Source organism: Streptomyces diacarni (assembly GCF_003323715.1).
In the GTDB taxonomy this organism is placed as follows: domain Bacteria; phylum Actinomycetota; class Actinomycetes; order Streptomycetales; family Streptomycetaceae; genus Streptomyces; species Streptomyces diacarni.
The window spans coordinates 23,821-40,893 of sequence record NZ_QOIN01000040.1 but is presented as its reverse complement, the minus strand read 5'-3'; the positions used below and the strand labels follow the sequence as shown (position 1 = coordinate 40,893).

12 protein-coding genes are annotated in these 17,073 nt (G+C 70.8%); 10 read left to right on the top strand and 2 right to left on the bottom strand.

The genetic code is table 11. From position 1 onward, the window contains the following. Positions 1 to 115 precede the first annotated feature (115 nt). Positions 116 to 2,863 (bottom strand): pyruvate dehydrogenase (acetyl-transferring), homodimeric type, encoded by a 2,748-nt coding sequence (gene aceE, locus DTL70_RS11635; RefSeq protein ID WP_114021835.1) that lies wholly within the window; start codon positions 2,861 to 2,863, stop codon positions 116 to 118. Between the two features lie 507 nt (positions 2,864 to 3,370). Between aceE and DTL70_RS11630 the strand changes: the two genes are divergently transcribed. The 7 genes from DTL70_RS11630 (at position 3,371) to DTL70_RS11600 (ending at position 10,929) form a co-directional block, all read left to right on the top strand. Continuing rightward, on the top strand, positions 3,371 to 3,808 hold the full coding sequence (locus tag DTL70_RS11630; RefSeq protein ID WP_114018372.1) for a DUF3052 domain-containing protein: 438 nt from the start codon (positions 3,371 to 3,373) through the stop codon (positions 3,806 to 3,808). A gap of 1,243 nt (positions 3,809 to 5,051) precedes the next feature. After that, entirely contained in the window at positions 5,052 to 5,510 is a 459-nt protein-coding gene (locus DTL70_RS11625; RefSeq protein WP_114021834.1) for a peroxiredoxin, read from the top strand. A 206-nt stretch (positions 5,511 to 5,716) separates the two neighbouring features. Continuing rightward, a complete protein-coding gene (locus DTL70_RS11620; protein WP_114021833.1) occupies positions 5,717 to 6,292 on the top strand; it encodes a TerD family protein in 576 nt (191 codons plus the stop codon). A gap of 357 nt (positions 6,293 to 6,649) precedes the next feature. After that, the gene (locus tag DTL70_RS11615; protein WP_114021832.1) at positions 6,650 to 7,228 is read left to right on the top strand and encodes a TerD family protein; all 579 of its coding nucleotides are present in this window, start codon (positions 6,650 to 6,652) and stop codon (positions 7,226 to 7,228) included. 153 nt (positions 7,229 to 7,381) lie between these two features. After that, positions 7,382 to 8,536: a DUF475 domain-containing protein gene (locus tag DTL70_RS11610; RefSeq protein ID WP_114021831.1), complete on the top strand. Its 1,155-nt coding sequence runs from the start codon at positions 7,382 to 7,384 to the stop codon at positions 8,534 to 8,536. 129 nt (positions 8,537 to 8,665) lie between these two features. Beyond that, entirely contained in the window at positions 8,666 to 9,424 is a 759-nt protein-coding gene (locus DTL70_RS11605; RefSeq protein WP_114018377.1) for a TerD family protein, read from the top strand. Between the two features lie 143 nt (positions 9,425 to 9,567). Beyond that, positions 9,568 to 10,929 carry an IS30 family transposase gene (locus DTL70_RS11600; protein WP_425470347.1) on the top strand — a complete coding sequence of 454 codons (1,362 nt, stop codon included), beginning with the start codon at positions 9,568 to 9,570 and terminating at the stop codon, positions 10,927 to 10,929. Positions 10,930 to 11,086: 157 nt separating this feature from the next. On the opposite strand, the gene DTL70_RS11595 is transcribed toward DTL70_RS11600, so the two are convergent. Then, complete coding sequence (locus tag DTL70_RS11595; protein WP_114021829.1) at positions 11,087 to 12,328, bottom strand: TerD family protein; 1,242 nt, start codon at positions 12,326 to 12,328, stop codon at positions 11,087 to 11,089. A gap of 229 nt (positions 12,329 to 12,557) precedes the next feature. On the opposite strand from DTL70_RS11595, the gene DTL70_RS11590 reads away from it, so the two are divergent. Genes DTL70_RS11590 through DTL70_RS11580 form a run of 3 tightly spaced genes read left to right on the top strand, consistent with a single transcriptional unit; the run spans position 12,558 to position 17,043 of the window. Then, a complete protein-coding gene (locus tag DTL70_RS11590) occupies positions 12,558 to 13,724 on the top strand; it encodes an HpcH/HpaI aldolase/citrate lyase family protein (RefSeq protein WP_114021828.1) in 1,167 nt (388 codons plus the stop codon). Beyond that, a complete protein-coding gene (locus tag DTL70_RS11585) occupies positions 13,721 to 16,207 on the top strand; it encodes a phosphoribosyltransferase (RefSeq protein ID WP_114021827.1) in 2,487 nt (828 codons plus the stop codon). The genes DTL70_RS11590 and DTL70_RS11585 overlap by 4 nt, the downstream gene beginning before the upstream one ends. Further along, positions 16,204 to 17,043: an HAD family hydrolase gene (locus DTL70_RS11580; RefSeq protein WP_114021826.1), complete on the top strand. Its 840-nt coding sequence runs from the start codon at positions 16,204 to 16,206 to the stop codon at positions 17,041 to 17,043. Before DTL70_RS11585 ends, DTL70_RS11580 begins: the two co-directional genes overlap by 4 nt. Positions 17,044 to 17,073 lie beyond the last annotated feature (30 nt).

Here is a 17,073-nt window from a genome sequence, read left to right as displayed (position 1 = left end):
CGCGGCACTCGGCGCGACGCCCGGACGAGCGGCCGGGTGCGACCCCGCACGGGAGCGCACCCGGCCGCCAGGCCGGTGCGGGAAGCCGGCCGGCTTCCCGCACCGCGCGACGGGCTCAGGCGTCGCCGCCCGCGGTGCCCGGGTCGGCCGACGCCACCTCGAGCAGGTCGTAGCGGTCGATCGCCTGCTTGAGGGCGGAGCGGTCCACCTTTCCTTCCCTGGCCAGTTCGGTCAGCACGCCGAGCACGATCGACTGAGCGTCGATGTGGAAGAAGCGCCGGGCGGCGCCACGGGTGTCGGCGAAGCCGAAGCCGTCCGCTCCCAACGACTGGTAGGTGCCCGGCACCCAGCGGGCGATCTGGTCGGGCACGGCCCGCATCCAGTCGGAGACCGCCACCTTGGGGCCTTCCATCCCCTGGAGCTTGCGCGTGACGTAGGGGACGCGCTGCTCCTCCTCCGGGTTCAGCAGGTTGTGCTTCTCGACCGCCACGGCCTCGCGCCGCAGCTCGTTCCAGGAGGTCGCCGACCACACGTCGGCCTTCACGTCCCACTCGTCGGCGAGGATGCGCTGCGCCTCCAGCGCCCAGGGCAGCGCCACCCCGGAGGCCAGGATCTGCGCGGAGTGGGTCCCCCGCTCGCCCGCCTGGTAGCGGTAGAGGCCCTTGAGGATGCCCTCGGCGTCCACGTTCTCGGGCTCGGCCGGCTGCCGGATGGGCTCGTTGTAGACGGTGAGGTAGTAGAAGACGTCCTCACCCTGCGGGTGCTCCTCGCTGGAGCCGTACATCCGCCGGAGCCCGTCCTGGACGATGTGGGAGATCTCGAAACCGAACGCCGGATCGTAGGCGACGACGGCCGGGTTCGTGGAGGCGAGCAGCTGCGAGTGGCCGTCGGCGTGCTGCAGCCCTTCGCCGGTCAGCGTGGTGCGCCCGGCGGTGGCACCCAGCACGAAGCCGCGCGCCAGCTGGTCGCCCATCTGCCAGAACTGGTCGCCGGTCCGCTGGAAACCGAACATCGAGTAGAAGACGTAGATCGGAATCAGCGGCTCGCCGTGGGTGGCATAGGCCGACCCGGCGGCGATGGCCGCCGCGATGCAGCCCGCCTCGGAGATGCCGTCGTGCAGCATCTGCCCGGTGGGCGACTCCTTGTAGGCGAGCAGCAGCTCGCGGTCCACGGACTCGTACAGCTGCCCGAGCGGGTTGTAGATCTTCGCCGAGGGGAAGAAGGAGTCCATCCCGAAGGTGCGGTACTCGTCGGGCGCGATCGGCACGAAGCGCCTGCCGATCTCCTTGTCCCGCATGAGGTCCTTCAACAGCCGTACGAACGCCATGGTCGTGGCGATCTCCTGCTGTCCGGACCCCTTCTTCAGCGCGGCGTAGGCCTTCTCGTCCGGAAGCTGGAGCGGCTTGGCCCTGTTGATCCGTGTCGGCACGTAGCCGCCGCACTCCTGGCGGCGGTCGTGCATGTACTGGATCTCCTCCGAGTCCCGGCCCGGGTGGTAATAGGGCGGCGCCCCCGACTCCAGCTCCTTGTCCGGGATCGGCAGGTGCAGCCGGTCGCGGAAGTGCTTGAGATCGTCGACCGTCAGCTTCTTCATCTGGTGCGTGGCGTTGCGGCCCTCGAAGTTGGGACCCAGCGTCCAGCCCTTGATCGTCTGCGCCAGGATGACGGTCGGCTGCCCCTTGTGCTCGGCCGCGGCCTTGTAGGCGGCATAGACCTTGCGGTGGTCGTGTCCGCCGCGGCCGAGATGCAGCAGCTGGTCGTCGGTCATGTTCTCCGCCATCGAGCGCAGCCGCTGGTCACCGCCGAAGAAGTGCTCGCGGATGTAGGCGCCGCTCTCGGTCGCGTAGGTCTGGAACTGCCCGTCCGGCGTGGTGTTCAGCTTGTTGACCAGCACACCGTCCCGGTCCTGCGCCAGCAGTGGATCCCAGGAGCGGTCCCACACCAGCTTGATCACGTTCCAGCCGGCGCCCCGGAAGTAGGACTCCAGCTCCTGGATCACCTTGCCGTTGCCGCGCACCGGCCCGTCGAGGCGCTGGAGATTGCAGTTGATGACGAAGGTGAGGTTGTCCAGTCCCTCGCGAGCCGCCAGGGACAGCTGTCCGAGGGACTCGGGCTCGTCCATCTCGCCGTCCCCGAGGAAGGCCCACACTCGCGACTTGGAGGTGTCGGCGATTCCGCGTGCCTCCATGTAGCGGTTCATCCGCGCCTGGTGGATCGCCCCGATCGGGCCGAGGCCCATGGAGACGGTGGGGAACTCCCAGAAGTCCGGCATCAGCCGCGGGTGCGGATAGCTGGAGAGGCCGTGGGGCGCCTTGCTCTTCTCCTGCCGGAATCCGTCGAGCTGCGCCTCGGAGAGCCGGTCGAGCAGATAGGCGCGGGCGTAGATGCCGGGGGAGGCGTGCCCCTGGAAGAAGACCTGGTCGCCGCCGTCGCCCCCGTCCTTGCCCCGGAAGAAGTGGTTGAAGCCCACGTCGTAGAGGGAGGCGGAGGAGGCGAAGGTGGCGATGTGCCCGCCCACCCCGATGCCGGGGCGCTGGGCGCGGGAGACCATCACGGCCGCGTTCCAGCGGGTCGCGTTCAGGACTTTCCGCTCGATCTCCTCGTTGCCGGGGAAGAACGGCTCGTCCTTGGTCGCGATGGTGTTGACGTAGTCCGTGCTGCGCATCTCCGGAACGGCCACGCGCTTCTCCCGGGCGCGTTCGATGAGCCGGAGCATGAGGTAGCGGGCGCGTTCCCGGCCTCGCTCGTCGACGGCGGCGTCGAGCGAGTCGAGCCATTCCTGGGTTTCTTCGGGATCGAAATCCGGGACCTGGCTGGGAAGGCCGCCAATGATGATCGGGTTGCGATCGGATCCGGAAGCCACGCTGTTCCTTCGCTGTATCGGTCGTGTGGTGCTCTGCGAGCCGGGCGGCGGCGCACGCCGTGCCTTCCTGCCGGAGGGGGCCTCGCGCCGCCTCCATCGTGTACCGCCGGTGCTGTGACGTCATCTGTACCGAGAGGTAACCCGGCGGGTCCTGAGACGGGCCGGCAGCCGGGTCGCGCTCGGGCGACGAGGCGGTCAAACCGCCACCTTACGCTCATCGGGGATGCGGGCCCGCTCTCCGCTCCGACCACCCCAAACGTCCGTTCGGCCCCGGGTGCACCCCTACGGCTCCCCCGGCACAGCCGGGGCAAACCTGGCGGATCGCGGCGACCGCAATGTGGCCCGAACCACTCTCGATCAGGCATTGTGGGATGACACGTCAACGTTTGTGCGGGATCGACGGCCGGGTACTTGCGTGATCCGGCCCGCCCGTGTGGACTACGGCCCATGCTTCGCGTACGCGCGAGGTTCAACCCCATATTCGCAAGACATGACTGGAGGCAATCCGTGAGCGCGACCGCGGACCACGCGGAGGAGCGGACCAACCCCGCCGCAAGGCTGGGTTTCCAGCCCGGACAGGTGGTCCAGGAGATCGGCTACGACGACGACGTCGACCAGGAGCTCCGCGAGTCCATCGAGGAGAGCACCGGCACGGAGCTGGTCGACGAGGAGTACGACGATGTGGCCGACGCCGTGGTGCTGTGGTTCCGCGACGAGGACGGTGATCTGACGGACGCGCTGGTGGACGCGATCACGATGATCGACGAAGGCGCACCCGTCTGGCTGCTGACCCCGAAGACGGGGCGCGAGGGCTACGTCGAGCCCAGTGAGATCGGCGAGGCGTCCAAGACCGCGGGCCTGTCCCAGACCAAGAGCTTCAACGCGGCGAAGGACTGGACGGGCAGCCGCCTGGTCACCCCGAAGGGCGCTCCGAACAAGCGCTGAGCGACGGCGCGACAGCGCCCCGTCGCCGCGGGCACCCCGCCCTGTGCATGTCCGTGCACGCGGCCGGCCCCGGTGCGGCTCGGATCCCTCCGCGCCGCGCCGGGGCCCGACGTATGCCCCGAGCCCCACGGACCTCGGCGCCTTGGAGCGGCGGCCCCCTGCATCCAGACAGCATGTGGTGACCAGAACGTCGCGGTGCTTCGCTTTCGGTGCCTTTGTCCTTGAGAGGTCCGGCACTGGATCCTTGAGCGGATCCGGCCCGAGTCGCTGCCCGGCATCTGGGCATCTGCGGTGAGGCCTCCGGAAGGCTGAGGCGCCGGCTTCGCGCGGGCCGTCCGCGCCGTGGTCGAGCGCGCCCCGCGTGTGCGGGCGCCCCGTGACTCGAACGAGGCACGGATCGACCCGGCAGCGCCCGCGCTCCCTCGCGCGTGCCCCGGACGCCCGGCCCGCGCCGACTGGGGCGGCGGGTTGACCGGCACCGGGCCCCACTCGCGAGCGCGCTAGGCGCGAGCACCTGCTCGGTGTGAGCATCTGCTCGGCGCGAGTACAGGGTCGGGCCGGAGCGCGGGCCAGGGCTGCCCGCCCACCGAGGCTCTGCCGCCGAGCACCCGAGCCGCCCCGAGGCTGCGCCCTCCCGCCCCGACTGCAACTTGCGAGCGTGCGGCTCCGGCACCCTTCTCGATCTCTGCTCTGCGGCGCGCGGTCACCTGCGCCGGCCCGGTCCCTGCTCCGCAGCGCCTGATCTCCGACACCGGCCCTGGCCGCGCCGCCGCGCGGCAACCGGCCCGCGTCCCGGACGACAAGCCAGGCCCGCCCCGGGCGGCAGCCGGGTCCGGCCCGGGGCGGCAACCAGCCCGTGTCCCCGGGCGGCAGCCGGGTGCGGTCTCGGGGCGGTCACCAGGCCGCGTCCCGGGTGGCAAGCCAGGCCTTGCCCCAGGTGACAGCGGCCCCCGGGCGGCAACCAGACCACGCCCAGGACGGCAGCCAGGCGGCAACCTGACCCCGCCCCGGGCAGCCACCGGCCCGCGTCCCCGGTGGCAAGCCAGTGCCCCGCCCCAGGTGGCAGCGGCCCCCTGGTGGCAAGCCAGGCCCCGCTAGGCCGCGACAGCAAGACCTCGCCCGGGGCGGCAGCCCGGGGGGACCGGGGCTGCCGCCCCTCCGTCCCGTGACCGCCGCCCGGCGGTCACGGGCTGGTGCATAGGGTGGGGGCAACTGTGTCCCGTCCACCGAAGGGAATGTGCCAATGGCGATCGAGGCCGGCACCAAGGCCCCCGACATCGAGCTCAAGGACCAGCACGGCCAGGCCGTGCGGCTCTCGGACTTCCAGGGCAAGAAGAACGTCGTCCTGCTCTTCTACCCCTTCGCCTTCACCGGGGTGTGCACCGGTGAGCTGTGCGCCCTGCGGGACGAGCTGCCGCAGTTCGTCAACGACGACGTGCAGCTGCTCGCGGTGTCCAACGACTCACCCTTCGCGCTGCGCGTCTTCGCGGAGCAGGAGGGTCTGGAGTACCCGTTGCTGTCGGACTTCTGGCCGCACGGTGAGGCCTCGCGCGCCTATGGCGTCTTCGACGAGGAGAAGGGCTGCGCGGTGCGCGGCACTTTCGTCATCGACAAGGAGGGCGTCGTCCGCTGGACCGTGGTGAACGGTCTGCCCGACGCGCGGGACCTCAACGACTACGTCAAGGCTCTCGAGAGCCTCTGAGTACGTGCGTCACCGCACGCCACTGCCGTCCCGCCGCGCGGGACGGCGCTTCCGGGCGCCCCCGGTGACGCCCGGTGCAACCCGGATCAGCTCGATAAGAGGGCTGTGTCCCGGGGAACCGCTCACTAGGATCGAATCGTTGATCTGACGGCATCCGAAAACGGGGGCACGCAGTGCTCCTCACGAACAACTGACCAGGAGGACTCGTGGGAGTCAGCCTCAGCAAGGGCGGCAACGTCTCGCTGACCAAGGAGGCCCCGAACCTGACGGCGGTCATCGTCGGTCTGGGCTGGGACGCGCGTACGACGACCGGCGCCGATTTCGACCTCGACGCGAGCGCCCTGCTGACGAATCCGGAGGGCAAGGTCGGCAGCGACCAGAACTTCGTGTTCTTCAACAATCTCAAGAGCCCCGACGGCTCGGTCGAGCACACCGGTGACAACCTCACCGGTGAGGGCGAAGGCGACGACGAGGTCATCAAGGTGAACCTCGCGGGAGTGCCTGCCGACGTCGACAAGATCGTCTTTCCCGTCTCGATCTACGAGGCGGAGAGCCGTCAGCAGAGCTTCGGCCAGGTGCGCAACGCCTACATCCGCGTCGTCAACCAGGCGGACAACAACGAGCTGGCGCGCTACGACCTCAGCGAGGACGCGTCGACCGAGACGGCCATGGTCTTCGGGGAGCTCTACCGGCACGGTGCCGAGTGGAAGTTCCGCGCCATCGGCCAGGGCTACGCCTCGGGCCTGCGCGGTATCGCGCAGGACTTCGGCGTGAACGTCTGAGGAACCCAGGGCGGGTACCTCGCGCCCCGCGGGCCCGAGCGCCGGGCCGGCGGGGCGCGCTGCCAGGGACCGGCAGCCACGGGCGCCGCAGGCTTCCGTAACCGGGAGGTGTGCGGCGCCCGCTGGTACGGACACACTGAGGGCACCCACGGGGCACCGTGGGGCACCGCTCGCTCCGGCCGCACGCGGACCGGAGTGGGCCGAAGTGGCCGGGAGGCGCAGGCGCCGCAACGAGTGTGGGGCCGAAGACGCGAACGCCGCTCCGGCTGTGGGTCGGGAGACGGGAAAAGCCGGCCGTGGGCCGGGAACGGGAGAGCCGGGGCTAAGCCGGAAGAGCCGGGGAGAGGAACATCGAACATGAGCGTGACGCTCGCCAAGGGGGGAAACGTCTCCCTCTCGAAGGCCGCACCGAATCTGACCCAGGTGCAGATCGGTCTCGGCTGGAAGGCCCGTTCCACGACGGGTGCTGATTTCGACCTCGACGCCAGTGCGCTGTTGTGCTCGGGCGGCCGGGTCATGGGTGACGAGTACTTCATCTTCTACAACAACCTCAAGAGCCCCGAGGGCTCTGTGGAGCACACCGGCGACGAGCTGGTCGGTGGCACGGGCGGTGGGGACGACGAGACGGTCCTGGTGGACCTGTCGCTGGTCCCCGCCCAGGTCGACAAGGTGGTCTTCCCCGTCTCGATCTATGACGCGGAGAACCGCCACCAGGCCTTCGGGCAGGTCACCGACGCCTACATCCGGGTCGTCAATCAGGCTGACGGTGTGGAGCTGGCCCGTTACGACCTGACGGAGGACGCGTCCTCGGAGACGGCGATGATCTTCGGGGAGCTCTATCGCTATAACGGAGAGTGGAAATTCCGTGCAGTCGGCCAGGGTTACGCCTCAGGGCTGCGGGGCATCGCTCTAGACTTCGGCGTCAATGTCGCCTGAGCGCCGTTGATGTCTTCGACGCCCTGGTCGTCTTCGAGGCCTTGGTCGTCTTGGGCATCTCTGTCGTCTTCGGGCGCTTTTGTCGTCACGGTCGGCTCGGCCGTCATGGCGTTTTGTGAACACACGTAGACCGGATACCGGATTGGGAAGCCAGTGCTCCTGAAAACCTTTGGCTGGTCCTTCGGCGTGACAGCCGTCGGACTTGCCGCAGCGGCGTTCTTCTGGGGGTGGGAGGCGTTCGCCCTCGTGGCGATCCTGTCCATCCTGGAGATCTCGCTGTCGTTCGACAACGCGGTCGTCAACGCCGGCGTGCTGAAGAAGATGAACGCCTTCTGGCAGAAGATCTTCCTCACGGTCGGCATTCTTATCGCGGTATTCGGCATGCGGCTGGTCTTTCCGGTCATTATCGTCGCGATCACCGCCCAGGTAGGCCCGATCGAGGCCGTGCAGGTCGCGCTCGACAATCCGGACCACTATGAGCAGCTGGTCACGGACGCGCATCCGGCCATCGCCGCGTTCGGCGGGATGTTCCTGCTGATGATCTTCCTGGACTTCATCTTCGACGAGCGCGAACACGCGTGGATCAGCTGGCTGGAGCGCCCGCTCTCACGGCTCGGGAAGATCAACGGCCTCTCCGTCTGCATCGCGCTGATCGCGCTGCTGGTGGCCGCCACCACTCTGGCCACCGCGGCCCACCAGCACGCCGGCGCGCACGCCGACAAGTCCGGCACGGTGCTGCTCGCCGGTATCGCGGGCTTGATCACGTATCTGATCGTCGGAGGCCTCTCCGGGCACTTCGAGGACAAGCTGGAAGAGGAAGAGGAGCGCGAGCAGGAAGAGGAGGAAGCGGCCGAGCGCGCGGGGAAGAAGCCGACGGCCGTCGGGCTGGCGGGCAAGGCCGCCTTCTTCATGTTCCTCTACCTGGAGGTGCTGGACGCCTCGTTCTCCTTCGACGGGGTCATCGGCGCCTTCGCGGTCACCAACCACATCTTCTGGATGGCGCTGGGTCTGGGTATCGGCGCGATGTACGTCAGGTCGCTCACGGTCTACCTGGTGCGCCAGGGGACGCTGGACGACTACGTCTACCTGGAGCACGGCGCGCACTACGCCATCGGTGCCCTGTCCGTCATCCTGCTCGTCACGATCAAGTTCCAGATCAACGAGGTGATCACCGGTCTGGTCGGTGTCGTACTCATCGCCCTGTCGTTCTGGTCCTCGGTGCGGCGCAACCGTGCCATCGAGGCTGCTGGGGGAGAAGGCGGCGACGGGGACGAGAGCGAGCAATCCGAGGCGGCCTCGCGCGTGTGACCGGCTGAAGAACGAGGAACGCTCCCAGCGGGGCGGCTTCGTGGTGGTGCGGACCCTGTCGGGTGCCGCGCGCCCCGGAGCCGCCCCGTGGCGTGAGTGGGCGTTCCGAGCAGGAGTTGGGGGTGCGGGATGGTCTCCCTGTGGGAGAACTGGCGGCGCGGTGTGGGCATGTCCCGGCGCGGACCGAAGTTCGACACGGTCGGTGGTCCTTCGACGTACGCGGTGGAGCTGACCAAACGGCACTCCGAGCTGTCGCTGACCAAGCAGGGTGCGGACAGCGGCAGCATGCGGGTCAATCTGTCGTGGCGGATGCGCAGTTCGGATCTGGACGGGCGCTCCCGGAGCAGAGGCTCGCTGCGGCATCCCCTGCGGGCGCTGAGGCCGCACGCCGTGCAGGGGCACACCCAGGGGGTCGTCAACGTCGACCTCGACCTGGCGTGCATGTACGAGTTGGTGGACGGCAGCAAGGGCGTCGTCCAGCCGCTCGGCAACTTCCTGGGGGACTGGAACGCGCCGCCCTACGTCAAGCTCACCGGCGACGACCGGTTCGGCTCGCCGTCGGGCGAGACGATCTACATCAACCTCGACCACAAGGACGAGATCAGGCGGCTGCTGTTCTTCGTCTACATCTACGACGGCACCCCGGCGTTCGACCGTACGCACGCCATCGTCTCGATCTTCCCCAGCAACGGCCCCCGTGTGGAGGTCGGGCTGGACGAGCGGGCCCCGCAGGCGCGTTCGTGTGCCGTGCTGCTGATGGAGAACGTCAAGGGGGAGCTGCGGGTGCGGCGCGAGGTGCGCTATGTCTACGGTTTCCAGGCCGAGCTGGACCGGCTCTACGGCTGGGGTCTCCAGTGGGGCCGGGGCTACAAGACGCAGAAGGTCTGAGGCACGGGCGGCCTGAGGCACGGGCGGTACGGAACACGTGAGGGCCCCGGCCGGTACTGCTTGGGTTCTAACGGTCCTCGCAACACCCGCGTTCTGTGGGAGTTGTGAGGACCGTGGTTGTGGGACGCGATGATCTTGCGGGGATGAGGGAGCGTTTTCTTGCGCGGCTGGATGCAGTGGGGAACGTGACCGTGGTGGCGCGTGAGCTGGGGGTGAACCGGAATACCGCCTTCGGCTGGTCCCGGAAGGCCGGACGGACCTCGGTGCGCCTGCCGCGGCGGCACCCTGGGCGCGACGAGTACGAGCGGCTTCGGGCCGTCGGTGTCGCACGCCGGGTTGCTGCCCGGCGGGTCGGTGTGAATGAGCGCACGGCCAAGGACTGGGACTGGGGCGTGAAGAAGACCGCCACCACGCGCACTTACGCTGACGGCCGCCGTGTCGACTACATCACCGGGACCGTCACGATGTGCGGTGTGACCACGGCACCGGTGGGCCTGGCGGCCCTGGACAAGCAGCTTCACCCGCGATTCCTGACACTCGCCGAGCGTGAGCAGATCCGTGATCTGCGCGCGGCGGGCCGGTCTCTGAGGGCGATCGGGCGTGCTCTGGGAGGGCCGGCGAGCACGGTCAAGCGGGAGATCGACGCGAACTCGGGCAGCGAGGACTACCAGGCCTACGCCGCCCACCGGGCCGCCGCAGCACGCCGGCCCCGGCCCAAGGAGCGCAAGCTGCTGCGCGAGGGAGGGCTGCGCCGCTTCGTCCAGGACGGACTGCGTCAGCGGTGGTCACCGGAGCAGATCTGCCACGCTCTACGCAGAGAACATCCCGACGACGAGAGCATGCGGGTGAGCGTGGAGACGGTCTACCAGGCGCTGTATTTCCAGGCCCGCGGGGGCCTGAAGCGGGAAGTGCAGGCCGCCGTTCGTTCCGACCGGTCCCGGCGCAAACCACGCCGGGACCCCGAGCGGCGCACGCCCCGGTTCATCGACCCGATGGTGATGATCAGCGACCGTCCCGCCGCTGTCGAGGACCGGGCCGTGCCCGGGCACTGGGAAGGCGACCTGATCACCGGCGCGGGCGGGCGCTCCGCGATCGCCACCCTGGTCGAGCGCAGCACCCGCTACACGATGCTGATCCACCTGCCGGGCGGAACCCACGACGCCGAGACCGTCCGCGACGGCCTCGTTGCCACGATCCAGACCCTGCCCGCCCACCTGCGCGGCTCCCTCACCTGGGACCAGGGCAGCGAGATGGCACGCCACAAGCAGTTCAGCATGGCCACCGGTATGCCCGTCTACTTCTGCGACCCCGCCAGCCCCTGGCAACGCGGCACGAACGAGAACACGAACGGACTCCTGCGCCAGTACTTCCCGAAAGGCACCGACCTCAGCGTCCACAGTCCCGAAGACCTCGAACACGTCGCCCAGGAACTCAACGGCCGCCCACGCAAGACGCTCGGCTGGGACACCCCAGCCGAGCGTCTACGTGATCTACTCACCACCTGAAACCAAGTGGTGTTGCGACGACCCCTTGAACCCAAGCTGGCCGGGGCCCTCACGCTGGTGCGGGCGGGCCGGGGGCTCCCTCACGCGCTGGTGAGTCTGGCCCTTCGGCTTTTCATGCGCGGTCCGTGTGAGGACGCGCGCCCGCGTGTGGGCTCCCTCAGCGCTGGGTGAGGAACTGCGGCCCCTGGGGCGGCAGCGCGAACGCCGGGTCGGGCTGCGGGTAACCGTAGGTGGGCTGGGGGTAACCGTACGCAGGCTGGGTCGTCGGAGGCTGCTGGGGCGGCTGGGGGTAGCCGTAGGCGGGTTGGTGGGCGGGCGGGGCCGGGATGGACCTGGCGCCCTGCGGACCGAACGGCGGGGCTCCCTGCGGCGGCAGGGACGCCGTGGCGACTCCCGCCGCCACCCCCGCCGGGTCCGGCTGCGGGGTGGGCTGCGGCGGTTCGGGGGAGGGCGGCTGCGGGGGCGGGCCCGGGTCGGGCGCGGGGCCGGGGCCCGGGGTGGGCCCCGGCGGCGGTCCCGGCGGCACCGGCTCGGGTCGGGGCCCGGGTCCTGGAGGTCCGGGCGGCGGCCCGGGCTCGGGCCGGGGCGAGGGTTCGGGCTGCGGCTCGGGCGGCACCGGGTGCGGTGAGGGTTCTGGGTGCGGTTCCGGCGGAGGCTGGGGGACGGTGCCGGCGGGCGGCCGCAGGGCGAAGTCGTCAGCGCCGGCGGTGTCGGGGCCTGGTACGTGGGCGACCGTGGCGTCGGGGTCCCGCTCGGGGCGCCGGGCCTGTCCCGGTGTGTTCCCCCCGGCGTCGTCCGTCTCGTCCACGGAGATGCCGAACTGAGTGGCGAGGCCGATCAGCCCCGTGTCGTACCCCTGTCCGAGGGCCCGGAACTTCCATCCGTCGCCGCGCCGGTACAGCTCGCCGCAGACCATGGCCGTCTCCGCGCCGGTCTCCGGTTCGATGTCGAAGCGTGCCAGCAGCTGTGCCCCTGCCGTGCCGTCCATGTGCGCGCTCCCTCCCGTGCCGGCGGCGCTGTCCGCCGTGCCGTTCCGCGCCCCCGCGTCGTGCAGCAGTAGTCGCAGTCCGCGGACGGCGGCGAAGGTGCCGCCGTCCGCTGAGGCGGCCAGCAGTACGCGGTCCACGGTCTCGTCCAGGGCCGCCAGGTCCGCCTCTACGGTGTCCCGCAGCCCCTCCGGCTCGCGCTTCTTGGCGAGGTGCCGTACCAGCCCCGAGGGGTGCCGGGGCTGGTTGTAGAAGACGAAGTCGTCGTCGGTTCTGACCCGGCCGTCCGCGCCCAGCAGCAGCGCTGAGGCATCGACGTCGGGCACGCCGGTACCAGGCGCCCAGCAGAGCACGGCACGCACGGCCGTGGTCTCCAGCTGGATGTTCGAACCCTTCGTCATCGCGTGCGTCATGTCTTCATCCTGCCCCCGCGGGGACGGCCGCGACAACGCGGGACGGGCACCGGGCGGGGCGGCCACCCGTACGTGTCCGTGGTGTGAAGGGCGGAGCGGGGAACTCCGCCGCGGTCCTCATACGTACGATGAGCAGCCGTACGGCCACCGCGGAGGGCCCGCGGGAGGAGCGCACGGAGCCGGCTGCGGACGGCCGCACGGCACGCGAGATCGGCGAGACGGGGACTTCATGCGGCACTTCCGGCACCTGACGCCCGAGCGTCTTGGAGCGCTCTTCCACCGCCCACCGGCGGAGTTCACGGCGGACGCGCCCGTCAGCACTCTGGCGATGGCGCTCGGCGCGACGCTCTACAGCCCGGCCACCCGCGAGGAGCTGGCCGAAGACGTGCGCAAACAGGCAGCCCGGGGCGTGGTCTCGATGGTGCTCTGCCTGGAGGACTCGATAGCCGACGCCGACGTGCCGTGGGCTGAGGAGAATCTGGTGCACCAGCTGGGGGCGCTGGCCGAGGCGGGGAGTGGCGAGGAGCTGCCGCTGCTGTTCGTGCGGGTGCGGGCGGCGGAGCAGATCACCGGGCTGGTGCGCAGGCTGGGTCCCGCGGTGCGGCTGCTGTCGGGTTTCGTGCTGCCCAAGTTCACCGAGGATCACTCGATGGTGTTCCTTGAGGCGCTCACCGAGGCCGAGGCCTCGTGCGGGCGGCGGCTGTTCGCGATGCCCGTCCTGGAGTCGCCGCAGCTGCTGCACAGGGAGACCCGTCCCGCGACCCTGGCGGGCATCGCGGGCATGCTGGAGAAGTACCGCGAGCGGATCCTGGCACTGCGGCTGGGCGTCACCGACTTCTGCTCCGCGTACGGGCTGCGCCGCACCCCCGACATGACCGCTTACGACGTGCAGATCGTCGCCTCGGTCATCGGGGACGTGGTGAACGTGCTGGGCCGTGCCGACGGCACCGGGTTCACCGTCACCGGGCCCGTGTGGGAGTATTTCCGGCCGCAGGAGAGAATGTTCAAGCCGCAGCTGAGGCAGAGTCCGTTCCGGAGCGGCCGCGCCGAGGAGATACGCACGGCGTTGATCGAGCACGACATGGACGGGCTGCTGCGCGAGATCGCCCTCGACCGCGCCAACGGCCTGCTCGGCAAGACCTGCATCCACCCCTCGCACGTGGCTCCCGTGCACGCGCTGTCGGTCGTCAGCCACGAGGAGTTCTGCGACGCGACCGACGTGCTGCGCCCCGAGCGCGGCGGAGGCGGAGTGCTGCGCTCCGCGTACACGAACAAGATGAACGAGGTGAAGCCGCACCGCGCCTGGGCCGAGCGCACACTGCTGCGCGGCGAGGTCTTCGGCGTGGCGCGCGAGGGCGTGAGCTTCGTCGAACTGCTGGCGGCGGGAGTCAAGTGAACGGAAACGCACCGGGTGACGCGGACACGCGCGGACGGAGCGAGAAGGCTGCGGGTGGCGCGGAAGCCGCTGCCTGGCCGGGCGAGTGGGTGTCAGAACGGCTGGGCGTACGCCTGGACGAGCGGCTGCGGGGACTGCTGGGCCTCGCCCTGCGCCGCAACCCCAAGCGGGCGCACCTGCTGGTCTCCACCGTCCTGGGCAAGCACGTGCCGCAGAGTCCGGCGGCGGTTTTGGGAGCAGGGCGCCGCCTTGGCGCACAGGTGCGCGCGCTGCTCGGTGCCGACGAGGCCGCACGTTCCGCCGTGCTGGGCTTCGCGGAGACGGCCACCGGGCTCGGACTGACCGTCGCGCACGCCATGGGCAGCCGCGTGGGCGCCCTGCACTCGACCCGGCGCGCTGTCGAGGGGGTGGAGCGGTTCGGCGGCTTCGAGGAGGAGCACAGCCACGCCACCTCCCACCTGCTGCTTCCCGAGGATCCCGAGCAGCTGCGCACGGGCGGCCCGCTGGTCCTGGTCGACGACGAGCTGTCCACCGGCAGGACGGTGCGCAACACCATCGCGGCGCTGCACGCCGCGGCACCGCGCGCCCGGTACGTCGTCGCCGCCCTGGTCGACACCCGTGCCGAGGCGGACGTGGCCGCGCTGGACAAGTGCGCCGCCGACCTGGGCGCCCGCGTCGACGTGGTGGCCCTCGCCTCGGGCCGGGTCGAACTCCCCGACGACGTGCTGGAGCGTGGCCGCGCCCTGGTCGAGGCCCACGGCGCAGCGCCCGTGGCGCCGACCGCGCCCGTCAGGGGAACGCTTGCGCGGGTGGAGCTCGGCTGGCCCGCTCAGCTGCCGGACGGCGGACGCCACGGCTTCGGCCCGCGGGCACAGACACGGCTCGAGGCGGCGCTGCCCGCGATGGCGGAGCGGGTACGCTCCGCGCTCGCCCTCCCGGAGACGGCCGGGAAGCCGCCCCGGGTCCTCTTCCTCGGCAACGAGGAGCTGATGTACGCGCCGCTGCTCCTCGCCCGCGCGGTGGAGGAGCGCACCGAGGGGCGTGCCGAGATCCGCTTCTCGACCACGACCCGCTCGCCCGTCCTGCCCGTGGACGACCCCGGCTACGCGATCCGTACCGCGCTGCGCTTCCCGGCGCATGACACGCCCCCACACACCGCACCACAGGAGCGGTACGCCTACAACGTGGCGGGAGCGGGGTTCGACGCCGTTGTCGCCGTCGTCGACAGTGAGGGCGACACTCCCGCGCTGCACGCGCCCGGCGGACTGCTGGACCAGCTCACCGGATGTGCGCCCACCGTGCTGCTGGCCGTCGTCCCCGCCCACGCCCCCTCCCCGCAGCCGCAGCCCCCGCCCGCTCCGCTGCACGGGCCCGCCTTCTCCTCGTACGCGCCCGAAGACGTCGCCTGGCTGCTGCGCGACCTGTCGGACATCGATCTGGAGGCGCCCACCGAGGAGCGCGAGGAGGCCATCCAGGCGGGCGGCGCCCACTACGCCGAGTCGCTCCCCGTCGAGTACCAGCCCTCCGCCGCCTACCAGCGCCTCTTCCACAGCGCGCTGCACACCTCGGCCGAGCGGCTGGCCCGCGCGGTCGGCACGGTGACCGAGACGGTGCTCGCCGAGCGCGGCCCCCGCCCTGTGCTGGTGTCGCTGGCCCGCGCCGGCACGCCCGTCGGCGTGCTGATGCGCCGCTGGGCACAGCGCACACACGGCTTGGACCTGCCGCACTACGCCGTCTCGATCGTCCGGGGGCGCGGCATCGACGTCGGAGCGCTGGCCCATCTGGCCGCCCACCACGATCCGGCGGACGTCGTCTTCGTGGACGGCTGGACCGGCAAGGGCGCCATCACCAGGGAACTGGCCCAGGCGCTCGCCGCGCACCCCCGCTTCAACCCGGAGCCCGCCGTCCTCGCCGACCCCGGCTCCTGCGTGCGCACCTACGGCACCCGCGAGGACTTCCTCATCCCCTCGGCGTGCCTCAACTCGACCGTCTCGGGGCTGATATCCCGCACCGTGCTCCGCGCCGACCTGGTGGGCCCGCACGACTTCCACGGCGCCAAGTTCTACCGCGAGTTGGCCTCGAGCGACCTCTCACAGCTGTTCGTGGACACCGTCGCCGAGCGCTTCGCCGACGTCCGGGAGGGCGTGCTGCGGGACGTGGCGGCCCTCGCCGCCGCCGACCGCACCCCCACCTGGGACGGCTGGCGCGCTGTCGAGCACATCAGCGAGGAGTACGGCGTCGGTGACGTCAACCTGATCAAACCGGGCGTCGGGGAGACCACCCGCGTACTGCTGCGCCGCGTCCCCTGGCGCGTGCTGGCCCGCCGCGGCGCCGGTGCCGACCTCGACCACGTACGGCTCCTGGCCCAGCAGCGCGGTGTCCCCGTCGAGGAGACCGACGACCTGCCCTACACCTGCGTCGGAATCGTCCACCCCCGCTACACGCGCGGTGCCACCGGCGCCGACGGAAAGGCCGCCAGGTGACGACAGGCCGGGTGCTCCTCGCCAGCGACCTCGACCGCACCCTGATCTACTCAGCCCCCGCGCTGGAGTTGACCATGCCCGACCCCCAAGCGCCCCGCCTGCTGTGCGTCGAGACGTACGAGCGCAAGCCGCTCTCCTACATGACTGAGGAAGCGGCCGCACTGCTGGAGGACCTCGCCTCCCGCACCGTCTTCGTGCCCGCCACCACGCGTACGCCCGAGCAGTACCGCCGCATCCGGCTGCCAGGACCGCCGCCCCGCTTCGCCGTCTGCTCCAACGGGGGCCGACTCCTGATCGACGGCCACAGCGACCCCGACTGGCGCGCACACGTGCACGAACAGCTGGCCGCCTGTGCGCCGCTCGCGCAGGTCCGCGCGCACATGCTGCGGCAGGCACGGCCCGAATGGCTGCTCAAGGAGAGGGTCGCCGACGACCTGTTCGCCTACCTCGTGGTCGAGCGCGCCCTGCTGCCCGACACCTGGGTCAAGGAGCTGGCCGACTGGGCGGGCCCGTACGGCTGGGGCATCTCCCTCCAGGGCCGCAAGATCTACGCGGTGCCCCACCCGCTGACCAAGAGCGCCGCCGTCGCGGAGGCGGCCCGCAGGGCCGGTACGGAACGTGTCCACGCGGCCGGCGACTCACTGCTGGACGCCGACCTCCTCCAGGCCGCCGACCTGGCCTGGCGTCCGGCACACGGCGAACTCGCCGACAGCGGCTGGCAACTGCCGCACCTGCGGGTGCTGCCGCAGCGCGGCGTGCTCGCGGGCGAACAGATCCTGCGCGAGATGAAGGACGCGGCGACGGCGCAGGCCGAACGCCCCGCTTCGCGTCGCTGAGGCGCGGGATAGTCGAGGTGCAGGGCCGCT

What these genes read in the sequence shown, in the direction of transcription:
- DTL70_RS11625 (WP_114021834.1), top strand. Translation starts at nt 5,052, where the DNA reads ATGGCGATCGAGGCCGGCACCAAGGCCCCCGACATCGAGCTCAAGGAC.
- DTL70_RS11615 (WP_114021832.1), top strand. Translation starts at nt 6,650, where the DNA reads ATGAGCGTGACGCTCGCCAAGGGGGGAAACGTCTCCCTCTCGAAGGCC.
- DTL70_RS11605 (WP_114018377.1), top strand. Translation starts at nt 8,666, where the DNA reads ATGGTCTCCCTGTGGGAGAACTGGCGGCGCGGTGTGGGCATGTCCCGG.
- DTL70_RS11600 (WP_425470347.1), top strand. Translation starts at nt 9,568, where the DNA reads ATGAGGGAGCGTTTTCTTGCGCGGCTGGATGCAGTGGGGAACGTGACC.
- DTL70_RS11595 (WP_114021829.1), bottom strand. Translation starts at nt 12,328, where the DNA reads ATGACGCACGCGATGACGAAGGGTTCGAACATCCAGCTGGAGACCACG.
- DTL70_RS11590 (WP_114021828.1), top strand. Translation starts at nt 12,558, where the DNA reads ATGCGGCACTTCCGGCACCTGACGCCCGAGCGTCTTGGAGCGCTCTTC.